Here is an 18,988-nt window from a genome sequence, read left to right on the forward strand (position 1 = left end):
AAGGCTCGATGGTTCGCTATTTTCTCGTCAAAGGCCGGGTGCAGGGCGTAGGTTTCCGCTGGTTCGTCCATCGCGAGGCCGCAGAACTCGGCTTGCGGGGTTGGGTTCGGAATACGGACGAGGGCCATGTAGAAGTTGTAGCCTCGGGCGATCCGGAGGTTCTGGACGAGTTAAAGAGCGCCATTAAGAAGGGATCGCGTGGCAGCCGTGTAGATGCCGTGATCGAGCAGGAGCTGGACGAGAGTGAAGATGAAAAGCTCGGTCCATTTGTGATTGAAGGAGCCTGGTAAGAAAGAATGCTGAAACCAACTCAGATTAATTGTGAGCCGCTGAAGGCTCTTGTACGAACGGTGCCGGACTTCCCCAAGCCGGGAATCCTGTTCTATGACATCACCACGCTACTGAAGGACAAGACTGGGTTCGCGCAGCTGATCGATGCGTTCGCCGCCTACTACATTGGCCGCGAGGTCGATCTGGTGCTTGGCATCGAGGCCAGAGGCTTTATCTTTGGGCCGGCGCTGGCCTATCGTTTGAACGCAGGCTTCGTCCCCGTGCGGAAACCGAAGAAACTGCCCGCAAAAACAGCCCGCGTGAGCTATGACCTGGAGTACGGCACCGACTCGCTGGAGATTCATCTGGATGCCATCCAGCCTGGCCAGCGCGTTGTCATCGTAGACGACTTGCTGGCGACTGGCGGAACGATGCAGGCGACCGTGCAGCTGGTGCGTCAGATGGGCGGCGAGATTGTGGGTTTGGGATTTGCTGTCGAGCTGGATTTCCTAAAGGGCCGCGAGAAATTCCCGGAGTACGACGTCTTCAGCCTGCTGCACTACAGCGAGTAGAGGACGCCGCGATTCTAAATCCGGAGGGTGATCTTCACCCTCTTTTATTTTTACAGGCGTAATTTGCATACGAGATTGGCGTAATCTGCAAGTTCGCCTACATTCGAGTTCACATCCAATGGATATCCACTGTAAAGAAACGGAGAGACTTCAATGATTGCAACTAAGGGATACGCTGCTCAGGCGGCGACAACTCCTCTGGCTCCTTTTGCCTACGAGCACCGTGAACCGGGTGACCATGATGTGTCGATCGATGTGCAATTCTGCGGAATCTGTCACTCGGATATTCATCAGGCGCGGAATGAGTGGGGTAATTCGCTCTATCCGATGGTTCCAGGCCATGAGGTGATTGGAACAGTAGCCCGGGTGGGCTCGAAGGTGACGAAGTTCAAGGTAGGTGACCTGGTGGGCGTGGGCTGCATGGTGGACTCCTGTGGCGAATGTGCTTCCTGCAAAGACAGCGAGCAGCAGTACTGCGAGCGCGGCCAAACCGTCTACACCTACAATTCCCGCGGCAAGGACGGCAACCTTACCTGGGGTGGTTACGGCAACCACATCGTTGTGGAGGAGGGTTTTGTGCTCTCCGTTCCGAAGAATCTCGATCCTGCCGCCACCGCTCCGCTGCTGTGTGCTGGAATTACGACTTATTCTCCTTTGAAGCACTGGAACGCGGGTCCCGGCAAAAAAGTTGGCATCGTTGGCCTGGGCGGACTCGGTCATATGGGCTTGAAGTTTTCGCATGCGTTTGGCGCGAAGACAGTTCTGTTCACCACTTCGGCTTCGAAGATCGAGGATGCAAAAAAGCTCGGAGCTGACGAGGTGATCCTGACCAAGGCAGAGGGCTGGGCAGCCAAGCACGCCGGAACCTTTGACTTCATCCTCGACTGCGTCTCGGCCGATCATGATCTCAACACTTATCTTTCCTTGCTGAAGCGCGACGGGACGCTGTGCCTGGTAGGAGCTCCGGAGAAGCCTGCTTCGGTGTCGGCATTCTCGGTGCTAGGCAGAAAGAACCTTTCAGGCTCGATGATCGGCGGTATCCGCGAGACGCAGGAGATGCTGGACTTCTGCGGCAAGCACAACATCGTCTCGGATATCGAGATGACGAGCTTCCCGAAGGTGAATGAGGCCTGGGAGCGCGTGCTGAAGAGCGATGTGAAGTACCGGTTTGTGCTGGATCTGAAGACCTTGTAAATCGTGTAGAGTTGCTCAAAGCAAATGCAGGGATTTCTCGACTTCGTTCCTTCGGGACTTCGCTCGAAATGACACCCCCAAAACTATGCGGGCTCGGAGACGCAGATGCGCTCTTCGGGCCCGATGTAGTTTTTACGGCGGAACCAGTCCTGCATACCCGCCTCCAACCGATCGAGCGGAACGCGATACCCGGCTTCCAACAAGCCATCTGCGATCGGAAGAGTGTCGTCGAAGATGGCATCGTTGGTGAAGTTTCGCATGGCAAAGCTATCGATCCAGCGAATGGGACACGGATGTGCTGCGCCGGCGGAATCGATGCGTTCGATGCGGAGCCGACGAGCAAACATATTCAGGCAAAAAGAAGGAACAACGGAGAGTCGACCGGAGCGCTCTGGAGCGGCCCCATCAGCTTGCCGGTGCCTTCGTCGCGCCGAAAGATGGTGATTGAGGCAGAGTCCTGATTGCCGCAGAGAATCCAGCGAAAGGTGGGGTCGAAGGTGAAATGACGTGGCGTTTTGCCTCCACACGAGATGCGCTGAATCTCCTTGAGCGAACCATCATCCGCAATGGAAAAGACGACCAGGGTATCTTCTCCACGGTTCGAGGCGTAGAGGAAGTTGCCATCGGGGGAGATCATCACCTCGGAGGCCGTATTCTTCGCCACCGGGAAATCGGGAGCGATGGTCTTAACGGTCGTGTTGGTGTTGACCAGAAGCCCCTGGGGATGCGCACTCGAATGAGTTGTGGTCCACAGCAGATGATCGAGCGTAGAGTCGAGTTCGTTGACCAGGTAGATCCAGCGACCATTGGGATGGAAGGCGATGTGGCGCGGCCCGGAGCCCGGCCGAAGCGTTGTCAGAAGAGGCTCCGCAGGTGTGAGCTTCGCTGTCATGCGGTCGATATGGAAGACCGAGAGGGCATCATTGCCGAGATCATTGACCAGAAGAAAGCGATCATCGGGCGAGACCATGACGGAGTGAGGATGCGTGGTGTCCTGGCGTCCGGGTACTGGGCCATGATGCCCAAAACGAGCTTCTTTGTAATCGAAGGTGTCGACCGGCTGCGAGAGGGTTCCATCAGGCTGGATCTTGTATGAAGCAATGGTGCCGCCAAAGTAGTTGGCGACAAAGGCGGCGTGACCGGTAGAGTCCACGGAGATGTAGGCTGGGCCCGCACCTGCAGAGGTCACCTTGCTCTTTTCTGTCAGTACCCCGGTTCTGGGATCGAGATCGAAGGTTGTAACCGTGGCAGAGGGATCCGGAACAGCATTGACCGCGTAGAGTGACCGGCGTCCGGTCCGCAATGGCGAAAGCGCGAGATAGGACGGCCGCAGGGTCCGGGCTACGAGGACAGGAACTGTAAGCTGCCCTGTCACGCTGTTAAATGTGCAGTGATAGATACCTTTGCTGACGCCCTTCGCCGTATCGGTTCCCACGAAGACACGAGTAGGAGGAGGGGGAGCAAGCTGCTTCTTGCGGAAAAGCGATTGCGCCGATGCCGTATAGGCCGGAAGAAGCAGGAAAAACCGGCGACGAGTAATCATGACTGCTAAGCAGGCTCTCCGGGAAGATGAATTCCCATCTCATCTTCGGCCCGGATATTTTCGTTGATCACGGGAAGGCTGGGCAGGTTGGTAGTGTGTCCTGCTTCGCGGACGACCTGATCGGCGAGTTCGAGGACCTCATCGACCGTCATGGTATACATCTCGCGACCGTTATCGTAGCCAGACTCGATGGCCTGTTTGAGGTATCGGCCAGCGACCTGGGCGGCCAGATAATCCGTGATTACATGGCCCGTCCTGCGCTTCTGTTCGACCCAAGCTGCGTTGGGCAAAGCGATCCAGACGGTACGGCCGTTAACCGAAAAACGGATGTCGGTCGCGTCCGCATGGCGCGTCGCAATAGCGACGATAGTTCCATTCCAGGCGCAGTGAAGCTCCTCGCCGGTCCAGCGGTCCTTCACCTTGAAATCTTCGTACATGGCTGAATTTTATCCCAAGGGGCTGGCCTGGCGTGGGCTGCGCGATTTTCGGACTCATCCTCGCGCCCCGGGAGGCTGCAAAACCCTGCGACGGCTATAGGAACGGACAATAGCTGCGGGAAGTGACGGCATCCCGACCCCAGGGTGATAGGGGCCTCCGCGATCCCACCACCCGTCCCACAGACCGGCCAGAATCGCGTCCTGGCTCTCGGACTTTGCGCCCAGACGATTCCAGTGACGCAAAAACCCATGAAAGCTATACCAGGCCAATCGCATACTGCCGAGCAGGCCGCGGTGTTTCCTCCAGAAACGGCTCTCGTTTCGGGCCATGTAGTACCAGTAGTGCGGCTTGATCTCGAGCGGCCTGGTATTGCGGTTCTTTTCCAGGTGCCGCACGGTTGAGGCAGAATCGACGACGTTCCTGAACCCCGCATTCGCGCTGCGTGCTGAATAGTCGATGTCTTCGAAGTAAGCGAAGAAGGCCGTGTCCAGCATCCCGATCTTCTGCACCAGGTCGGTGCGGACCAACATCGCGGTGCCGATTACGAGGCCCGCATCGGGATACTTCGTGTTCCATTCAGAAGCCTCCGATGGATCGTGCGTCTCGTTATAGAGCCCTTTCTTCGTAGAAATCACTCCTCCGGCGAAGGTCAGCCGGTCTTCATCGAGCGCTGCGATCCGTGGAGTGACCAAACCGATGGAAGAGTCCGTCTCCGCCAGGGCGACGAGAGAGGAGAGTGTATGCGGCGGAACGATGGCATCGTTATTCAGAAGCCAGATGTACTTCGCGTCCATTTCCAGAGCGCGCTTCATCCCCAGGTTGCAGCCGCCGGTATAACCCGTATTAATGGGAGATTCCAAAAGTTCTACACCGTCTGCAGCCAACTGCTTCAGGCGAAGCACGGAGTCATCCGCAGAGGCATTATCAACAATGAGGATCCGGAAGTTCGGATAATCCATGCCGCGCACAGAGGCGACCGCGGCGATGGTCTCATCCGCGCTGTTCCAGTTCAGCAGAACGATCAGGACCAGGGGAGCACTTCCCTGCGATCCCCATGAATTGGTGTATTCCATCTACGCTCTTTTAAGATGCCAATTTGCGGACATCAGAAGTCGGTCCAAGTCTCTTTATATTTATCAGTATTTACATCGGTTGAATCAATCGACCATACTGTTCCCCACTCTAGTTTTTTGCATTGGGGGCATGCATCCTTTCTTCTCTCTCCATTCCAGCCTTTGGCGGCAATGTATTCGTGTGCGCCTTTCTCGATGCTCCTCGATGGGCGCAGAACTACGACCCTGCGCACCACTGGCTGCTCTCTGCAGCATGGGCCGCTTTGCCTCTCTGCGTTCTGCTAGTCACAATGGGCGTATTCCGCGTTAAAGGACACCTTGCGGCGCTTGCTGGACTGGCCACCGCCCTCGTCGTTGCAATCGCGATCTTCCATCTCCCCTTGCACCTAAGCTTGCTGGCTGCCATCTACGGAACCGCGTACGGGTTATTTCCGATTGCATGGATCGTCTTCCCGGTCCTGTTTCTCTATCAGCTCACTCACCGTTCTGGAAGTTTTACGCTGCTGCAACAGAGCATGGTGGGCGTTACACAGGACAGCCGACTGCAGCTACTGCTAATCGCCTTTGCCTTTGGAGCTTTTTTTGAAGGCTCAGCAGGGTTCGGGACTCCGGTCGCCATCTGCGGAACTATTTTGATCGGACTTGGATTCCCTCCACTCCAGGCCGCTGGGCTTTCTCTGCTGGCCAACACGGCTCCGGTTGCATTTGGTGGGCTCGGTATCCCCCTGGTCGCCCTGCACGGAATTACCGGACTGGATACGCTTCTGCTGTCGCGCGTAGCCGCCCGCATCATCGCTCCTTTCTGCCTGCTGGTTCCTTTCTGGCTGATCTGCGCCTATGCAGGCTTTGCCGGGATGCTTGAGGTCTGGCCCGCAATCCTGGTTGCGGGGGCAACCTATGGGCTCACCATGCTTCTGGTTGCAACGCTGCATGGCCCATGGCTGGTCGATATTCTGTCCTCTGGCTTCACCATCTTTGCGCTGTTGCTGCTGTTTCGCGTGTGGAGACCAAAGCGGGTCCTCAGTCCTGCGCTTGAGGCCGTCTCGCCCATCTCCCGCGGTTCAGAAGAACGGCAAAGAGGAGCAATCTGGAATGCCATTCAGCCCTGGGCCATCCTCACGCTTTGCCTGATCTTCTGGGGATTGCCGAAGTGGTCGCAGTGGCTGGACTCCACCACCAGCGTGCATTTCATGATCCCCGGACTTCATCAGGCTGTACTGCGCATGCCACCGGCTGTACCTACTGCTGCCGCCGAGCCCGCGATCTTCAACTTCAACTGGCTTTCGGCAACCGGAACAGGGATCTTTATCGCGGCGATCATCGCAGGCTTTGCGATGCGGCTTCGTCCTCGCGTCATGGCACAGACATGCGTGGAGACCTTCGTCTCCATGCGCTTCACCTTCATCACAATCGCAGCCCTGATGGCGCTCGGTTTCGTCACGCGCTATGCCGGCATGGACGCCACCCTGGGCCTCGCCTTTGCGCGCACCGGCAAACTCTATCCCTTCTTTGGAACCCTGATCGGTTGGGTTGGCACGGCCTCTACAGGTTCCGATACATCATCGAACGTCCTCTTTGGAAGCCTCCAGAAGCTCACGGCACAGCAGCTGGGCATCTCGGCCTTCATCATGGCAGCGGCAAATACGGCTGGCGGAGTGATGGGCAAGATGATCGCTCCGCAGAGCATCGTGGTTGCGACGACGGCCACCGATCACTACGGAAAAGAAGGCACGCTGCTACGCTTCGTCATCCTGCACAGTTTTGCGCTGGCCTGCCTGGCGGGACTTGTGGTGCTGCTCTATACCTCTGTCCCTGTTATTACGAACCTTGTGCTGCGTTGAGTTATGGCGCAAGCAACACACGCAGATCGCGCAGATTATTTCCTGTTGGACCTGTAACGATTGCGTCTTCCAGACGCATTAACAACGGATAGCTATCGAACGCGGCCAGAGCCTGCTCAACCGAGTAGCCCTGCCGCACTGCGCGATCCATCGTCGTTCCATCCGCGATTCCTCCAGCGGCGGGACTGTTGCCATCGACGCCATCGCTTCCCATGCTGAGCACAGCGATCTCGTCGTTGACGATCAAACGGCTCGTCTCCAGGACAAAATGCTGATTTCTGCCGCCAGAGCCATTCGCTCCATGCGGAACTGTAACTGTGACCTCGCCGGCGGAGAGTAAGCAGACGCGCTGCTGTGTTCGGCGCAACTCCCGCAGACGATCGACGAGATAGCGAGCCGCGTCTTTTGCATCCCAGTCGTCGCAGGTATTGTCGACCGCCACATGCCAGCCAAGCTCTGCCGCCCGCTTCCCCGCAGCAGCTTCGAGCGATGTACTGTCCAACAGAATTGACCAGCGCGAGCGCGCAAAAACAGCATCCCCTGGCTTCGGTGTCTCCACGAGTGAACGTTCTGCAAACTGAGCAGCAACACTGGCCGGAAGACGATTCATCAAGCCATAGCGGTCCACAGCAGCATAAACATCCGCAAGCGTGCTCTCGTCGGGAGTCGTCGGGCCGGAGGACAAGGCATCCAGCCTTCCCGCAGGCACATCGGAGACTGCGATCGTTAGCTGCTTCGCAGGAGCGGCGGCAGCAGCCAGTCTTCCTCCCTTGACGGCCGAAAGGTGCTTCCGTATCGCGTTGATCGCCGTAATCGGCGCGCCACTCTCCACCAGCGCTTTGTGGGTTGCGGCGATGGTTTCGAGCGACGTTTTCGGATCGAGGAACTGTTCCACCAGCGACGAACCGCCACCGCTGATGAGGAAGACCACCAGATCGCGTTCCGTAAGAGGCTTTAACTTCTCAAGAATGGCTTCGGCGGCCTGAACTGAACCGGCGTTTGGAGTTGGATGACCTGCGTGAAAAGCAATGAACTTCTCTGAGGGAAGCGTGACCGGATCAGGAGCGACGATGATTCCTTCAAAACGCTTTACCTCTTCGCCGCTGCATGCAAGGAACGATGTGACCATGGGATCCGCTGCCTTTCCCATCGCTATCACAACACAGCGCTCAAACTCTCGCAGACAACAAGAAGAACCATCTACCTGCATGAGTCCATCGGTAAAATGAATTCGTTCCGGAATTGCCCGCTCTACCCGCGAAGTATCCAGGGCGTATTGTGCGATCTTGAGAATCTCATGACGTACATCTTGCATTGCTGATTCAAACTTCCATTCGAGTTAAGGGCACGGCTAAAGCCGTGCCGTAATTATCCGACGCTCAAAGCGGCTTTAGCCGCTGAGGCCATTCCCTACCCTCAGGGGCTAAAGCCCCTTTCACACCTCTAATCCGCTACGGCATGGCTAAAGCCATGCCCTTAATAAAACGATAACTTCACTCACAGGAAAGCGGCAGAAACATGTTGACCACTATGACACGTCCATAGAAATCAGATTCGGCGCTATGCTTAGCTTCGCTTCCGTACGTGCCTGCACCTCGGTTGGGCTGATACCCTCGGCGATTTCAGCCAGAACAAGCCCCTCGTGAGTCACCTTGATCCAAGCCAGCTCCGTAACGATATCATGCACTACGCCGGTTCCCGTCAGGGGCAAGGTACATTGCTTCAGGATGCGAGACTCTCCCTCTTTCGTCTGGTGCTCCATTGCAACGATGACTCGACGCGCTCCGGCCACCAGATCCATCGCGCCGCCCATTCCCTTCACCATCTTGCCGGGAATCATCCAGTTTGCAAGATCCCCTTTTTCGTCCACCTGCATCGCACCGAGCACGCTCATATCCATGTGTCCGCCGCGAATCATCGCAAATGATTCGTCGCTGCCGAAGTAGGAGCATCCTGCCAGTTCGGTCACCGTCTGCTTGCCAGCATTGATCAGGTCAGGATCGGCCTTGCCCTCGGCGGGTGGAGGCCCCACGCCCAACATGCCGTTCTCCGACTGAAAAACTACATCGATTCCGTCAGGAAGATAGGACGCGATCATCGTCGGCAGGCCGATGCCGAGATTTACATAGAAGCCATCTTTCACCTCACGCGCAATTCTGCGGGCAATCTTTTCTTTGGCGTTCATACCGTACCTCCCGCCACATGCTCTTTGATGAACTGCGATTCGATGGGCTTGAGGTATCGCTCTCCGACAACGATTCGTTTCACGTAGATCCCGGGAGTCACGATGAGATCCGGATCAAGCTCTCCGGGTTCGACCAGTTCTTCCACTTCAGCGATTGTCATCTTGGCCGCAGTCGCCATCACGTGATTGAAGTTTCTTGTCGTCTTGCGATAGATCAGGTTCCCCATCCGATCACCCTTCCACGCCTTTACCAGCGCGACATCAGCGTGCAAGGCTGTCTCCAGCACATAGGTGCGGCCGTTGATCTCACGCGTCTCTTTGCCGTCGGCAACGATGGTTCCCAATCCGGTCGGGGTATAGAACGCGGGGATACCTGCACCGCCTGCACGAATGCGCTCGGCCAGCGTTCCTTGCGGAACCAGAGTCAGCTTCAACTCTCCCTTCAGAACGAGCTGTTCCAGTCTGCGATTCTCACCGACATAGCTGCCGATGTGCGATGCGATCATTCCGGCTTCAAGCATCAGCCCCATGCCGAAACCGTCCACGCCCATGTTGTTACTGATCGTGTTCAGTCCTGCAATACGCCGCCTGACCAGGGCGGCGATCAGATTCTCGGGAATTCCGCACAGGCCGAAGCCGCCAAGCATGATCGTCGATCCGGCCGCGATATCCGCGACCGCTGCATCCGCCGAGCCAATCACCTTGTTCATCGCTTCCGCCTGTGCTGTTTATTTCTCCGTCGAGAAGGTGAAGGTCGTCGTGCTGTGCCGTGACTGCCCTGGCTTCAGCTCCGTGGTCGGGAACGAAGGATGATTCGGGGAATCCGGAAAATGCTGCGTCTCCAGGCAGAGCCCCGTGTTCTTCCCGTAGGCCACCCCTCCCGGCCCATGCAATGTGCCATCCAGAAAGTTCCCCGTGTAGAACTGCACGCCCGGCTCGGTCGTCGTTACCGTCAGGACGCGACCGCTTACCGGATCATGCACACGAGCCGCTGTCTTGATCTCACCGTTCGATCCGCGAAGCACCCAGTTCTGGTCATACCCACCGGCGATCTTCAACTGTTCGAAGTTGTCATGGATTCTCTTGCCGATTACGGTGGCCTTACGAAAATCCATCGGCGTCCCCTCGACTGGAGCAAGTTCTCCAGTGGGAATCAAACCTACATCCGCTGGCGTGTACTTGTCAGCGGCGATCATGATCTCGTCATTCAGAATCGTCCCGCTGCCGATCCCGCCCAGATTGAAGTAGGAATGGTTCGTCAGGTTGACCACCGTATCCTTATCGGTCGAGGCGCTGTAATCGATCCGCAGCGCGTTGTGATGCAGGGTATAACGCACATGCGCCGTCAGCGTGCCGGGATATCCCTGATCACCATCTTTGCTGACCAGAGTCAGTTCCACACCCTCAGGAACCTCGCGCGCCTTCCAAACATGCTTGTCGAATCCTGTCGTTCCGCCGTGCAACGAATTTCCACCGTTGTTGATTGGCAGGTGGTAGGTCTTGCCGTCCAGTTTGAATTCACCGTGTGCGATGCGGTTCCCATAACGGCCAACCACCGCACCAAAGTAGGCCGTATCCGCCAGATAGCCTGCCAGCGTGTCGTATCCCAACACGACGTCGGCAACTTTGCCATTCTTATCAGCCGTCTTGATCGACACAATACGTGCGCCATAGTTCGTAATGCGCGCCTCGACTGTGTCGCTCTTCAGCGTATAAACGTCCACAGCCGTGCCATCCGGCGTGGTGCCAAACGAAGCCTTCGTTACCGATCCATGTGCAGCCATCGCAGTTGTCATGCTAAGCAGCATAACCGTTAGCCATCGCATCGTCATTCTGCGGTTCCTCATTTCCTTGATCGGAGAGTACTCATACCCTCAAATGATCTCTTCCTTCAACCCTCGCCAATATACTGCACCGGCCGCCATCACAGAAGTTCTGTGCCTGGCCGCACATAAATTTCGCACGGCGGGCATGAAAAATCGCGATAGCATGGGGTCGTCAAAATTTTCCCGCAAGGAAGGCCATGAATCTGCACAAGAAGTTTCTTTGCCTCGCCGCACCCCTGCTTGCTCTCACCCTATCGACCACCCCCTCCTCCGCCGCCGCACCCGACCATTGGGTCGGCACCTGGGCCACTGCCCCCATGGGCCTTCCGAACCACGACGAAAAATTTGGGGCCGCCGAAACCACCTATCGCGAGATCGTGCACATTTCGATCGGCGGGAACACCTCCCGGATTATCCTCACCAACGAGTTCGGCCTTACGCCCCTGACCATCAACGCCGCCTATATCGCCCTGCGCACAAAAGACAGCGAGATCGATACCACTACGGCGCGCCCCATCACCTTCGGCGGACGCACATCAATTACGATTCCTGCCGGAGCTCTCGCCGTCAGCGATCCGGCAGCCCTGAAGCTCCCCGCGCTTTCCGATGTGGCCGTGAGCTTCGTCGTGCCTGCTCAGCCCATCACTCAGGTCAGCTATCACAGCTTCGCCGACCAGACCAGCTACACGGCGGCAGGTGACGTCTCCGGAGCAAGATCCCTCGACAACCCTGAGGAGATCAAAAGTTGGTTCTTCCTCAAAGGCATCGACGTCCGCGTCGAGGACAAGAGCGGCGCCATCGTCGCTTTTGGCGACAGCATTACCGACGGCGCTCGCAGCACTCCGAATACCAACCAGCGCTGGCCCGACGTGCTGGCCAAGCGTCTGCAGGCCGACAAAAAGCTGCGTAGCCTCGGCGTCCTGAATGAAGGCATCGGCGGCAATCGTGTGCTTCACGACGTCGCCGGCCCCAGCGCGCTGGCACGCTTTGACCGCGACGTCCTCGCGCAGGCCGGCGTCAAGTACCTCATCATTCTGGAGAGCATTAACGACATCGGCCATGCACAAGATCCAGTCAAGCCCTATGATGTCGTCTCTGCCGACGACCTGATCCAGGGAATCAGTCAACTCGCCGCCCGCGCCCATACCCACGGCATCAAGGTTTATGGAGCCACGCTAACGCCGTATGTCGGCGCAAAGTACGCCTCCCCAGCAGGCGAAGCGATGCGCCAGGCGGTCAACCAGTGGATCCGCACGACGAATGTCCTCGACGGCTTCGTCGACTTCGATAAGGCTACTCAGGACCCGGCAAACCCGGCTGTCTTCTCCTCTACGGCCGACGGAGGCGACCATCTGCATCCCAGCGACGCAGGTTATAAAGCCATGGGAGACTCGATCGACCTGAAGCTGTTCACCAAATAGGGTAACCACCAAAAACAGGAATAGCGGTTAGAGACTGAACTCTAACCGCTATTGTTTTAATCCTACTAAATCGAACTACTTCAGTTCGAAACCGGCAAAGAAGTAACCGATCTCAAACGCAGCAGTCTCTTCGGCGTCAGAACCGTGGATCGCGTTCTCCCCGATAGAGGCTGCAAACTTCTTGCGGATGGTTCCCTCTTCGGCCTGCGCCGGGTTGGTCGCTCCCATCAGCTTGCGCAGATCGGCGATGGCATTCTCCTTCTCGAGAACCATCGGGAAGATCGGCCCGCTGGACATAAATTCCGTCAATTCACCGAAGAACGGACGGTCCTTGTGAACGTAGTAGAACCCCTCGGCCTGGGCCTTGGAGATAGAGAGCTTTTTGATCGAAACAATCTTGAATCCGGCCTTCTCAATTTCGGCCAGGATGGCGCCGGCGTGTCCCTTTTTGACTGCATCCGGCTTGATGATGCTGAATGTGCGCTGTGACAACGTGGTTCTCCTTGCTGTTTTCCTACTCTTTTCAGTGTAATGCACCCAGAGGCGCAAGCCCTGCGGCTGTTCTCATGCATCCAAAGGCTATGCGTTGGGTGGCATGGATCTGGTTCGTTGGGTTCGCAGTCTGGATAGTCGATGCCGCAATTAGCCTGCGGCTCCACTCGATGCAGCATGCACAACTTGCCTTTCTGGTAGCAATGGTCTTCCTGGCGGCAGGATTCTTCTACCGTCGCCAACAGCGGTAAATGCAAAAAGGCACGGCCAAAGCCGTGCCTTTTGTTCATCAACAATTAACTAAGCCTTACCCAGCACCTTAGCCATGGCATCGCCGATCTCAGCTGGGGACTTGACGACTGTAATCCCGGCAGCCTCCATCGCTGCCATCTTGCTGGCCGCCGTACCCTCACCGCCCGAGATGATCGCGCCTGCATGACCCATACGACGTCCTGGAGGCGCTGTCTGGCCCGCGATAAAGCCGACAACCGGCTTCTTCACGTTGGCCTTGATGTACTGCGCCGCAGCCTCCTCGGCCGTACCACCGATCTCGCCAATCATGATGATCGCCTCGGTCTCCGGGTCCTCATTCAGCAGCTTCAACGCGTCGATGTGGGTCGTTCCGATGATTGGGTCGCCGCCGATGCCGATCGCTGTTGACTGGCCAATGCCACGCTGCGTCAGCTGGTACACCGCCTCGTAGGTTAGTGTGCCCGACTTCGACACGATGCCGACGTTGCCTTCCTTGTGGATGCGGCCCGGCATAATACCGACCTTGGCTTTACCTGGGGAAATCACACCCGGGCAGTTCGGCCCAATCAGACGTGTCTTCGACTGGCGAACCACTTCCCAGGCCTTCACCATGTCAAGCACTGGAATTCCTTCGGTGATGCAGATGACCAGCGGCAGACCGGCAGCGGTCGCCTCAAGAATGCCGTCCGCAGCAAACGGTGGAGGAACGAAGATGACCGAAACATTCGCACCCGTCTCCTTCACCGCCTCCTCGACGGTGTTGAACACAGGCCAGCCCTCATGCGTCGTACCACCTTTACCCGGTGTCACACCACCGACAACCTTGGTGCCGTACTCCTGGCATGCTTTCGCGTGGAAGGTGCCTTCGCGCCCTGTAATTCCCTGAACGATTAGCCGCGTCTCTTTATTAACCAGAACTGCCATTACTTCGCTCCCTTCGCCGCGGTAACAGCCAGTTCAGCTGCTTCCTTCATGGTTGCGCCCACACTGAACTTCAGACCGGATTCCTGCAGAATCTTTCGGCCCTCTTCAACATTCGTGCCTTCCAGACGCAGAATGATCGGCAACTGCACATTCAGCTTCTTCGCCGCAGCAACCACTGCCGTTGCCAGCACGTCTACGCGCAAGATACCGCCAAAGATATTGATGAAGATCGCCTTCACATTTGGGTCGCTTAGCAGGATGCCGAACGCATTCTCGATCTGCTCCTGATTCGCACCGCCGCCTACGTCGAGGAAGTTTGCCGCCTTGCCGCCAGCGTACTCGATGATGTCCATCGTCGCCATAGCAAGACCAGCGCCATTCACCATGCAGGCGATTGAGCCATCGAGCTTGATGTAATTCAGCGCGAACTTCGACGCCTCGACCTCGAGCGGGTCTTCTTCAGACAGGTCACGCAGTTCCTTCAGATCCTTGTGGCGGAACATCGCGTTGTCGTCGAAGTTGATCTTGCAGTCAAGCGCCAGCAGCTTGTCGTCCTTCGTCGTGATGAAGGGGTTGATCTCCATCAGAGTCGAGTCCGTCTCGACGAACGCTTTATACAGGCCGAGCATGAACTTCACCGCATCATTAATCTGCGTCGGCTTCAGCCCCAGTTTAAATGCCAGTTTGCGCGCCTGATAGGGCTGCAAACCGAGCGCAGGATCGATGTACTCCTTGTAGATCTTCTCCGGCGTCGCATGCGCAACTTCTTCGATCTCCATGCCGCCGGCCTGCGAGGCCATGAAGACTAGTCGGGCCGCCGCGCGGTCGAGCACGATGCCCAGGTAAAGCTCGCGATCGATGGCCGACCCCTCTTCGATCAGCAGGCGCTGCACCTTCTGCCCCTGCGGACCGGTCTGGTGCGTGACCAGCTGCATTCCGAGGATCGTCTTGGCCGCCTTCGAGGCATCGTCAAGCGACTTGACGACCTTCACACCGCCACCCTTGCCACGGCCACCGGCGTGGATCTGCGCCTTCACCACAACGACAGAATTGCCACCATCAAACAGGTCCTTCGCGGCACGATCAGCTTCCTCGAGCGTCTCGACCATTACACCGTTTGGAACCGGCACACCATACTTCCGCAGAATCTCTTTTGCCTGATACTCGTGAATTTTCATAGTTTGTCTTCGGAATACGCCCGCGAAAAGTGTAGCGGACGCCAATAAGGCCCCGCAATGCGAAACGCGAACAATGGTGCGGTTATCGCTTCTTCGTAGGTCAATTTTCCTAGAAAATCGCCATCTTTACCTTGTTTGAGCGATCATGCAGCGCTGTCCTTCGTGTCGCATTAGGAGGACGAAACCTGCATGGGAGCACCACTTCGAACCGAATGCAGTATCTCCTCCATATCGCTGGCCACATCTGCCCAGCTCCGACTGTGGTGAGCTGAAATAGCCGCGGCGTCCCAAGAAGCCAAGAGGACCTCCTCCAGCGCCTTCGCCAGCGCCTCAGCATTCCTTGCTGGAACCAGACGGCCGCTGCGATCATCCATCAGCTCTGGAATACCTCCAACATCAGTCGCAACGACAGGCCGCCCCGAGGCCAAAGCCTCGATCACGACATTCGGACAGCCTTCACGGTAGCTGGGAAGCGTAATCAGATCCGAGGCGGCCATCCACCCGGCCACCTGTCGGGTTCCGCACGAGGGAACAAGCGCGACCTGATCTGCAACGTTGTGGGCTGAAATCGTCTGAAGCAGCTCCTGACGCGCTGGGCCGTCTCCAACGATCCACGCCTTGAGCCGTGGCCGCCGTAGACTCGCAATCGCCGAAACCAGCTCGCCCAGTCCCTTCGCCATGTCGAGCCGTCCGACGTAGACGATCGCTTCGGCATCCTGCGCGATGCCAAGTTCTGCTCGAGCTTGCTGGCGATCGCCGGGATGAAAGATCGTTGTGTCGCATCCATTCAATACGGCACGGCTCCGGTCGATGGGAGCCCCCAGGCCACGAGCCGTACGGAGCAGGTCACCGCTGACCGTCACCGTGCAATCGGCCTCGCGCAGTACTCGCCGTGTCAGCCCCTCGCAGAACGGAGCAATCAGGTTCAGATCAGAGCCGATTGCCGTGACAACAAAGGGAACCTTGAGAGCACGGGCGACACGCAGCGCGGCATCCCCATCGGGATAGACAATGTAGTTCAGGATGATGTCGGGCCGGTACGCGCGCACTTTAGAAAGAATGCTGCGGGCTGCCGACCATCCATTGAACGGCCGGGAGATCGCCGGCAGGGCCGGATAGGAGATGTACTCCACGTCGACATCGGCCACCTGATGCTGAAAGTCGATCCTACGTCCCGCCCGGCTACGCGGCGTCAGCATGGGAGGATACTCTGACTCAGGATAAAAGACCTTCAGCTCACAGTGCTTCGCGAGAACGCGCAGAGTCTGATAGGAAGAGTGACCGGCCCACGGCTCATGGGAGGTCGGAAAGTAGCGTGTGATCACAGCGACTCTCATCGGTGGATCTGCTCCTTTTGTGTCGTTCTTGCTCTAGCTACTATCTGCTTGAGCAGCTCCGCATAGCGAGCTGAAATGGGCCGACGGTGATAAGCGGCGATACGCTCATAATCCGGCTCAGGCCACATCGAGGAGGTTTCCACTGCCTGGATCAGCATTCTTCCGATCTCCTGCGAATCGTCGACATCGGCCCACAATCCGGCGCGCGTCTCTTCCAACAGACGACGCACATCGCCCTCCGGATGCACAGCTCCAAGAATGGGTTTGCCTCCGCCCAGGTAGTCGTAAAACTTTGCCGCAACATTAATCTTGTCGTGAGTAATCAGTAGAAGATAATCGGTGTCTCGAATCGCGGCCAGCGCCTCCGCTTGCGGCATAAACCCTTTGAGTTCAACCGTCTCGCCTAAGCTGAGCAGCTGTTCCCGATATTCCGGAACTTCAACATGCCCAATGAACCGGAGATGCAGGCGCGACCGGATTGCCTCCGGTAGATTACGAACTGCCTCAATGAAGCTACCAGGAGCAGTCGATCCATAAACCGTTCCGATATAAGTAAGAACAATCTTCTGCTGCAGCGCTTTTGCGGCAGAGGCTTCCTTCGGCGTCGGCGGTGCTACATCATATCCATTCGGAATCCAGAGAAACTTTTCTTGCGAAAGATCGGGATAACGCGATTGAAGCTCGCGGCGCGCAGCTTCCGTCACCAGAACAACAGCACTCGCATCATGAACAGCATCGGACTCTGTCTTCTGCGCGACTTCTCTTGCTTTGCTGTTGTTGTTGAAGCTGACAAGATCGAGCGTTGTGGTCAGCCACTCGTCGCGAAAGTCCACGATGATCGGCAGCGTTGGAAATACTCTTCGCAGGCGCGAGGCCAGTTTCACGCTCGAGAAAGGAGGCACCGTAATCACAACAGCATCAATCGCGCGCGCGCGAATGATTCGCACCGCTGCTGGAAAAGCAAAGGGCAGCCAACCGACTTGAGGATCCGGAAGCAACAAATTGCCGATCGCTCGTTTCAGCGGGTTTCCTGCTTTTGTCGGCGCTTGCGACACGGGCGCGACCTTCTGTCTTGCCTGCCCTCCAGTTACGGCCTTCTTCACCGACTTGCGAAGCCAGAACGGAAGGTCAAGCGTCCAGGTGCGATGCACCGTGACACCTGAGGGCACCTGCTGCAACAGCGTTAGGTCCTTTCCAACAGCGGGTGCATTACGAGCAGTCAACACATCGACGCGCACATCGCTCTCCGGCAGATACTTCGCCAATGAGAGCGCTCGAAGCACTCCGACTCCCCCGGCTGGAGGAAAGGAAAACGTGATCAGCAGCAGATTCAACGTCCGCGCTCTCCTACAGTAGCCGTTGTCAACTCTTCGATCGGCCGGGGTCCAGGATTCAGAGGGCCGGTCAACGCTTCGACAGCGCAAAACATATCGTAGGCACTCGCCCAGCGAAGCTCGATGCCGCGACGCTGTGTCTCCTCATGCAGCCAGCGAAACATCTGCTCTAATCCACCGGCGCGTATGGGTGTGCCAAGCAGAGCATCAGCATTGTCTTCACGGGCCCCATGCGTATGAAGCTTCAGAAACATCTCATCGCCTACCTGCGGAGCGAAGTCGAGCCAGCGGCGAACGCGATACTCCGTTGGAACATCGTTATGAGCGATTTCGCCCATCTCCACACGAGGCATTAGACGGCCCTCATAACGAAGACCAACCGGACCTGTAATCATCAGCAGGTCGCCCTGCGATCCGCCACCGACCGTAGCCTCAACCCCATAGTTGAACGCCTTCGGTCTTCCTGGAGTTCCCGTGCACCAATACACCTGGTTCACAACACGGCCCTGCGTTGGCGACGGAATGGAAGGCATTGTAAAGTCCGCATAGCAACCGAGATCGCGCAGAAGCTCGATCTCGCCAGTCAGCCCACAGTCCGTACCATCCGGTTTAGAGTTATCCAACGCCCAGTTGCCATGAATGAAGGCAAAGACCATGCGGCCACGGTGATCGTGCAACAGCCCATGATCGTTCCGCAGCGTGTTGCAAAAATCCCGCATCTTCTGGATAAAGCCTTCGCGAGTCTCGCGGTCATGGTGAATATGGACCTCAACGTCGCCAATCCCCTGTCGCGTCATCTCCGCCAAAGGTTCCAGCAGCTCTGGCCTGTACTCCTCCTGGGGGTAGAAGAAGCTATAGCAAGGAGTACGCCCCGCGGCATCCCGGGGAGCAGTCTCCGCAATCCTGGGCCAAATCTCCTGCCAGCGCGCGACTCGGCGTAGCGCTGTCTCCATCGGCACCTTCTGGCACAACGGCTCATAGTGATCTGTGATTGCAACCCATAACCGCCGAGGAGCCCGTTGCCCTAAACGGCGGATGCGGCTGCTGAGGTAGCCCGGAAACCATAATTCTGCGTGACGCGGAAGTTTCATGACGATTTGGCCCAGAT

General features: G+C 57.2%; 20 protein-coding genes. 6 read left to right on the plus strand and 14 right to left on the minus strand.

Annotation, left to right across the window (positions count from 1 at the left end; all coding sequences use genetic code 11):
- The first annotated feature begins 8 nt into the window (after window positions 1-8).
- The 3 genes from H7846_RS16670 to H7846_RS16680 all read left to right on the plus strand — a co-directional run bounded on the left by H7846_RS16670 (window position 9) and on the right by H7846_RS16680 (window position 2,036).
- On the plus strand, window positions 9-290 hold the full coding sequence (locus H7846_RS16670) for an acylphosphatase (protein WP_186693768.1): 282 nt from the start codon (window positions 9-11) through the stop codon (window positions 288-290).
- Window positions 291-296: 6 nt separating this feature from the next.
- Window positions 297-842 (plus strand): adenine phosphoribosyltransferase, encoded by a 546-nt coding sequence (locus H7846_RS16675; protein ID WP_186693770.1) that lies wholly within the window; start codon window positions 297-299, stop codon window positions 840-842.
- A 153-nt stretch (window positions 843-995) separates the two neighbouring features.
- Entirely contained in the window at window positions 996-2,036 is a 1,041-nt protein-coding gene (locus H7846_RS16680; RefSeq protein WP_186693772.1) for an NAD(P)-dependent alcohol dehydrogenase, read from the plus strand.
- Window positions 2,037-2,119: 83 nt separating this feature from the next.
- Here H7846_RS16680 and H7846_RS16685 read toward each other — a convergent pair whose 3' ends face one another.
- Genes H7846_RS16685 through H7846_RS16700 form a run of 4 tightly spaced genes read right to left on the minus strand, consistent with a single transcriptional unit; the run spans window position 2,120 to window position 5,090 of the window.
- Entirely contained in the window at window positions 2,120-2,383 is a 264-nt protein-coding gene (locus H7846_RS16685; RefSeq protein WP_186693773.1) for a hypothetical protein, read from the minus strand.
- 2 nt (window positions 2,384-2,385) lie between these two features.
- Complete coding sequence (locus tag H7846_RS16690; protein ID WP_186693775.1) at window positions 2,386-3,579, minus strand: lactonase family protein; 1,194 nt, start codon at window positions 3,577-3,579, stop codon at window positions 2,386-2,388.
- A gap of 5 nt (window positions 3,580-3,584) precedes the next feature.
- Entirely contained in the window at window positions 3,585-4,016 is a 432-nt protein-coding gene (locus H7846_RS16695; RefSeq protein ID WP_186693777.1) for a hypothetical protein, read from the minus strand.
- Window positions 4,017-4,070: 54 nt separating this feature from the next.
- Window positions 4,071-5,090 carry a glycosyltransferase family 2 protein gene (locus H7846_RS16700; RefSeq protein WP_186693779.1) on the minus strand — a complete coding sequence of 340 codons (1,020 nt, stop codon included), beginning with the start codon at window positions 5,088-5,090 and terminating at the stop codon, window positions 4,071-4,073.
- Between the two features lie 179 nt (window positions 5,091-5,269).
- Here H7846_RS16700 and H7846_RS16705 point away from each other — a divergent pair, with 179 nt between their 5' ends.
- Window positions 5,270-6,931, plus strand: a complete 1,662-nt coding sequence (locus H7846_RS16705) for an L-lactate permease (protein WP_186693781.1) — start codon at window positions 5,270-5,272, stop codon at window positions 6,929-6,931.
- Window position 6,932: 1 nt separating this feature from the next.
- On the opposite strand, the gene H7846_RS16710 is transcribed toward H7846_RS16705, so the two are convergent.
- From H7846_RS16710 to H7846_RS16725, 4 genes are all read right to left on the minus strand, one after another.
- Window positions 6,933-8,246 carry a glycerate kinase type-2 family protein gene (locus H7846_RS16710; RefSeq protein ID WP_186693782.1) on the minus strand — a complete coding sequence of 438 codons (1,314 nt, stop codon included), beginning with the start codon at window positions 8,244-8,246 and terminating at the stop codon, window positions 6,933-6,935.
- A gap of 213 nt (window positions 8,247-8,459) precedes the next feature.
- Window positions 8,460-9,116 carry a CoA transferase subunit B gene (locus H7846_RS16715; RefSeq protein WP_186693784.1) on the minus strand — a complete coding sequence of 219 codons (657 nt, stop codon included), beginning with the start codon at window positions 9,114-9,116 and terminating at the stop codon, window positions 8,460-8,462.
- The gene (locus H7846_RS16720) at window positions 9,113-9,826 is read right to left on the minus strand and encodes a CoA transferase subunit A (protein WP_186693786.1); all 714 of its coding nucleotides are present in this window, start codon (window positions 9,824-9,826) and stop codon (window positions 9,113-9,115) included. Before H7846_RS16720 ends, H7846_RS16715 begins: the two co-directional genes overlap by 4 nt.
- A gap of 18 nt (window positions 9,827-9,844) precedes the next feature.
- Window positions 9,845-10,948: an aldose epimerase family protein gene (locus H7846_RS16725; RefSeq protein WP_370561297.1), complete on the minus strand. Its 1,104-nt coding sequence runs from the start codon at window positions 10,946-10,948 to the stop codon at window positions 9,845-9,847.
- A gap of 191 nt (window positions 10,949-11,139) precedes the next feature.
- Between H7846_RS16725 and H7846_RS16730 the strand changes: the two genes are divergently transcribed.
- On the plus strand, window positions 11,140-12,363 hold the full coding sequence (locus H7846_RS16730; RefSeq protein WP_186693788.1) for an SGNH/GDSL hydrolase family protein: 1,224 nt from the start codon (window positions 11,140-11,142) through the stop codon (window positions 12,361-12,363).
- A 75-nt stretch (window positions 12,364-12,438) separates the two neighbouring features.
- Here H7846_RS16730 and ndk read toward each other — a convergent pair whose 3' ends face one another.
- A complete protein-coding gene (gene ndk / locus H7846_RS16735; protein WP_186693790.1) occupies window positions 12,439-12,855 on the minus strand; it encodes a nucleoside-diphosphate kinase in 417 nt (138 codons plus the stop codon).
- Window positions 12,856-12,929: 74 nt separating this feature from the next.
- On the opposite strand from ndk, the gene H7846_RS16740 reads away from it, so the two are divergent.
- On the plus strand, window positions 12,930-13,106 hold the full coding sequence (locus H7846_RS16740) for a hypothetical protein (RefSeq protein WP_186693792.1): 177 nt from the start codon (window positions 12,930-12,932) through the stop codon (window positions 13,104-13,106).
- Between the two features lie 49 nt (window positions 13,107-13,155).
- Here H7846_RS16740 and sucD read toward each other — a convergent pair whose 3' ends face one another.
- The 5 genes from sucD to H7846_RS16765 form a co-directional block, all read right to left on the minus strand.
- Window positions 13,156-14,031 (minus strand): succinate--CoA ligase subunit alpha, encoded by an 876-nt coding sequence (gene sucD / locus H7846_RS16745; protein ID WP_186693794.1) that lies wholly within the window; start codon window positions 14,029-14,031, stop codon window positions 13,156-13,158.
- Window positions 14,031-15,209, minus strand: a complete 1,179-nt coding sequence (sucC, locus tag H7846_RS16750; protein ID WP_186693796.1) for an ADP-forming succinate--CoA ligase subunit beta — start codon at window positions 15,207-15,209, stop codon at window positions 14,031-14,033. The genes sucD and sucC overlap by 1 nt, the downstream gene beginning before the upstream one ends.
- A 170-nt stretch (window positions 15,210-15,379) precedes the next feature.
- The gene (locus H7846_RS16755) at window positions 15,380-16,546 is read right to left on the minus strand and encodes a glycosyltransferase (RefSeq protein ID WP_186693798.1); all 1,167 of its coding nucleotides are present in this window, start codon (window positions 16,544-16,546) and stop codon (window positions 15,380-15,382) included.
- Window positions 16,543-17,880, minus strand: coding sequence for a glycosyltransferase (locus tag H7846_RS16760; RefSeq protein ID WP_186693800.1), 1,338 nt, complete (start codon window positions 17,878-17,880; stop codon window positions 16,543-16,545). Before H7846_RS16760 ends, H7846_RS16755 begins: the two co-directional genes overlap by 4 nt.
- On the minus strand, window positions 17,877-18,971 hold the full coding sequence (locus H7846_RS16765) for a hypothetical protein (protein ID WP_186693802.1): 1,095 nt from the start codon (window positions 18,969-18,971) through the stop codon (window positions 17,877-17,879). The genes H7846_RS16760 and H7846_RS16765 overlap by 4 nt, the downstream gene beginning before the upstream one ends.
- Window positions 18,972-18,988: the final 17 nt, after the last annotated feature.

The sequence above is a fragment of the Edaphobacter sp. 4G125 genome, assembly GCF_014274685.1.
In the GTDB taxonomy this organism is placed as follows: Bacteria; Acidobacteriota; Terriglobia; order Terriglobales; family Acidobacteriaceae; genus Edaphobacter.

Coding starts and splice junctions, on each gene's coding strand:
- H7846_RS16670 (WP_186693768.1), top strand. CDS start 9: ATGGTTCGCTATTTTCTCGTCAAAGGCCGGGTGCAGGGCGTAGGTTTC.
- H7846_RS16675 (WP_186693770.1), top strand. CDS start 297: ATGCTGAAACCAACTCAGATTAATTGTGAGCCGCTGAAGGCTCTTGTA.
- H7846_RS16680 (WP_186693772.1), top strand. CDS start 996: ATGATTGCAACTAAGGGATACGCTGCTCAGGCGGCGACAACTCCTCTG.
- H7846_RS16685 (WP_186693773.1), bottom strand. CDS start 2,383: ATGTTTGCTCGTCGGCTCCGCATCGAACGCATCGATTCCGCCGGCGCA.
- H7846_RS16690 (WP_186693775.1), bottom strand. CDS start 3,579: ATGATTACTCGTCGCCGGTTTTTCCTGCTTCTTCCGGCCTATACGGCA.
- H7846_RS16695 (WP_186693777.1), bottom strand. CDS start 4,016: ATGTACGAAGATTTCAAGGTGAAGGACCGCTGGACCGGCGAGGAGCTT.
- H7846_RS16700 (WP_186693779.1), bottom strand. CDS start 5,090: ATGGAATACACCAATTCATGGGGATCGCAGGGAAGTGCTCCCCTGGTC.
- H7846_RS16710 (WP_186693782.1), bottom strand. CDS start 8,246: ATGCAAGATGTACGTCATGAGATTCTCAAGATCGCACAATACGCCCTG.
- H7846_RS16715 (WP_186693784.1), bottom strand. CDS start 9,116: ATGAACGCCAAAGAAAAGATTGCCCGCAGAATTGCGCGTGAGGTGAAA.
- H7846_RS16720 (WP_186693786.1), bottom strand. CDS start 9,826: ATGAACAAGGTGATTGGCTCGGCGGATGCAGCGGTCGCGGATATCGCG.
- H7846_RS16725 (WP_370561297.1), bottom strand. CDS start 10,948: ATGACGATGCGATGGCTAACGGTTATGCTGCTTAGCATGACAACTGCG.
- H7846_RS16730 (WP_186693788.1), top strand. CDS start 11,140: ATGAATCTGCACAAGAAGTTTCTTTGCCTCGCCGCACCCCTGCTTGCT.
- H7846_RS16740 (WP_186693792.1), top strand. CDS start 12,930: ATGCATCCAAAGGCTATGCGTTGGGTGGCATGGATCTGGTTCGTTGGG.
- sucD (WP_186693794.1), bottom strand. CDS start 14,031: ATGGCAGTTCTGGTTAATAAAGAGACGCGGCTAATCGTTCAGGGAATT.
- sucC (WP_186693796.1), bottom strand. CDS start 15,209: ATGAAAATTCACGAGTATCAGGCAAAAGAGATTCTGCGGAAGTATGGT.
- H7846_RS16755 (WP_186693798.1), bottom strand. CDS start 16,546: ATGAGAGTCGCTGTGATCACACGCTACTTTCCGACCTCCCATGAGCCG.
- H7846_RS16765 (WP_186693802.1), bottom strand. CDS start 18,971: ATGAAACTTCCGCGTCACGCAGAATTATGGTTTCCGGGCTACCTCAGC.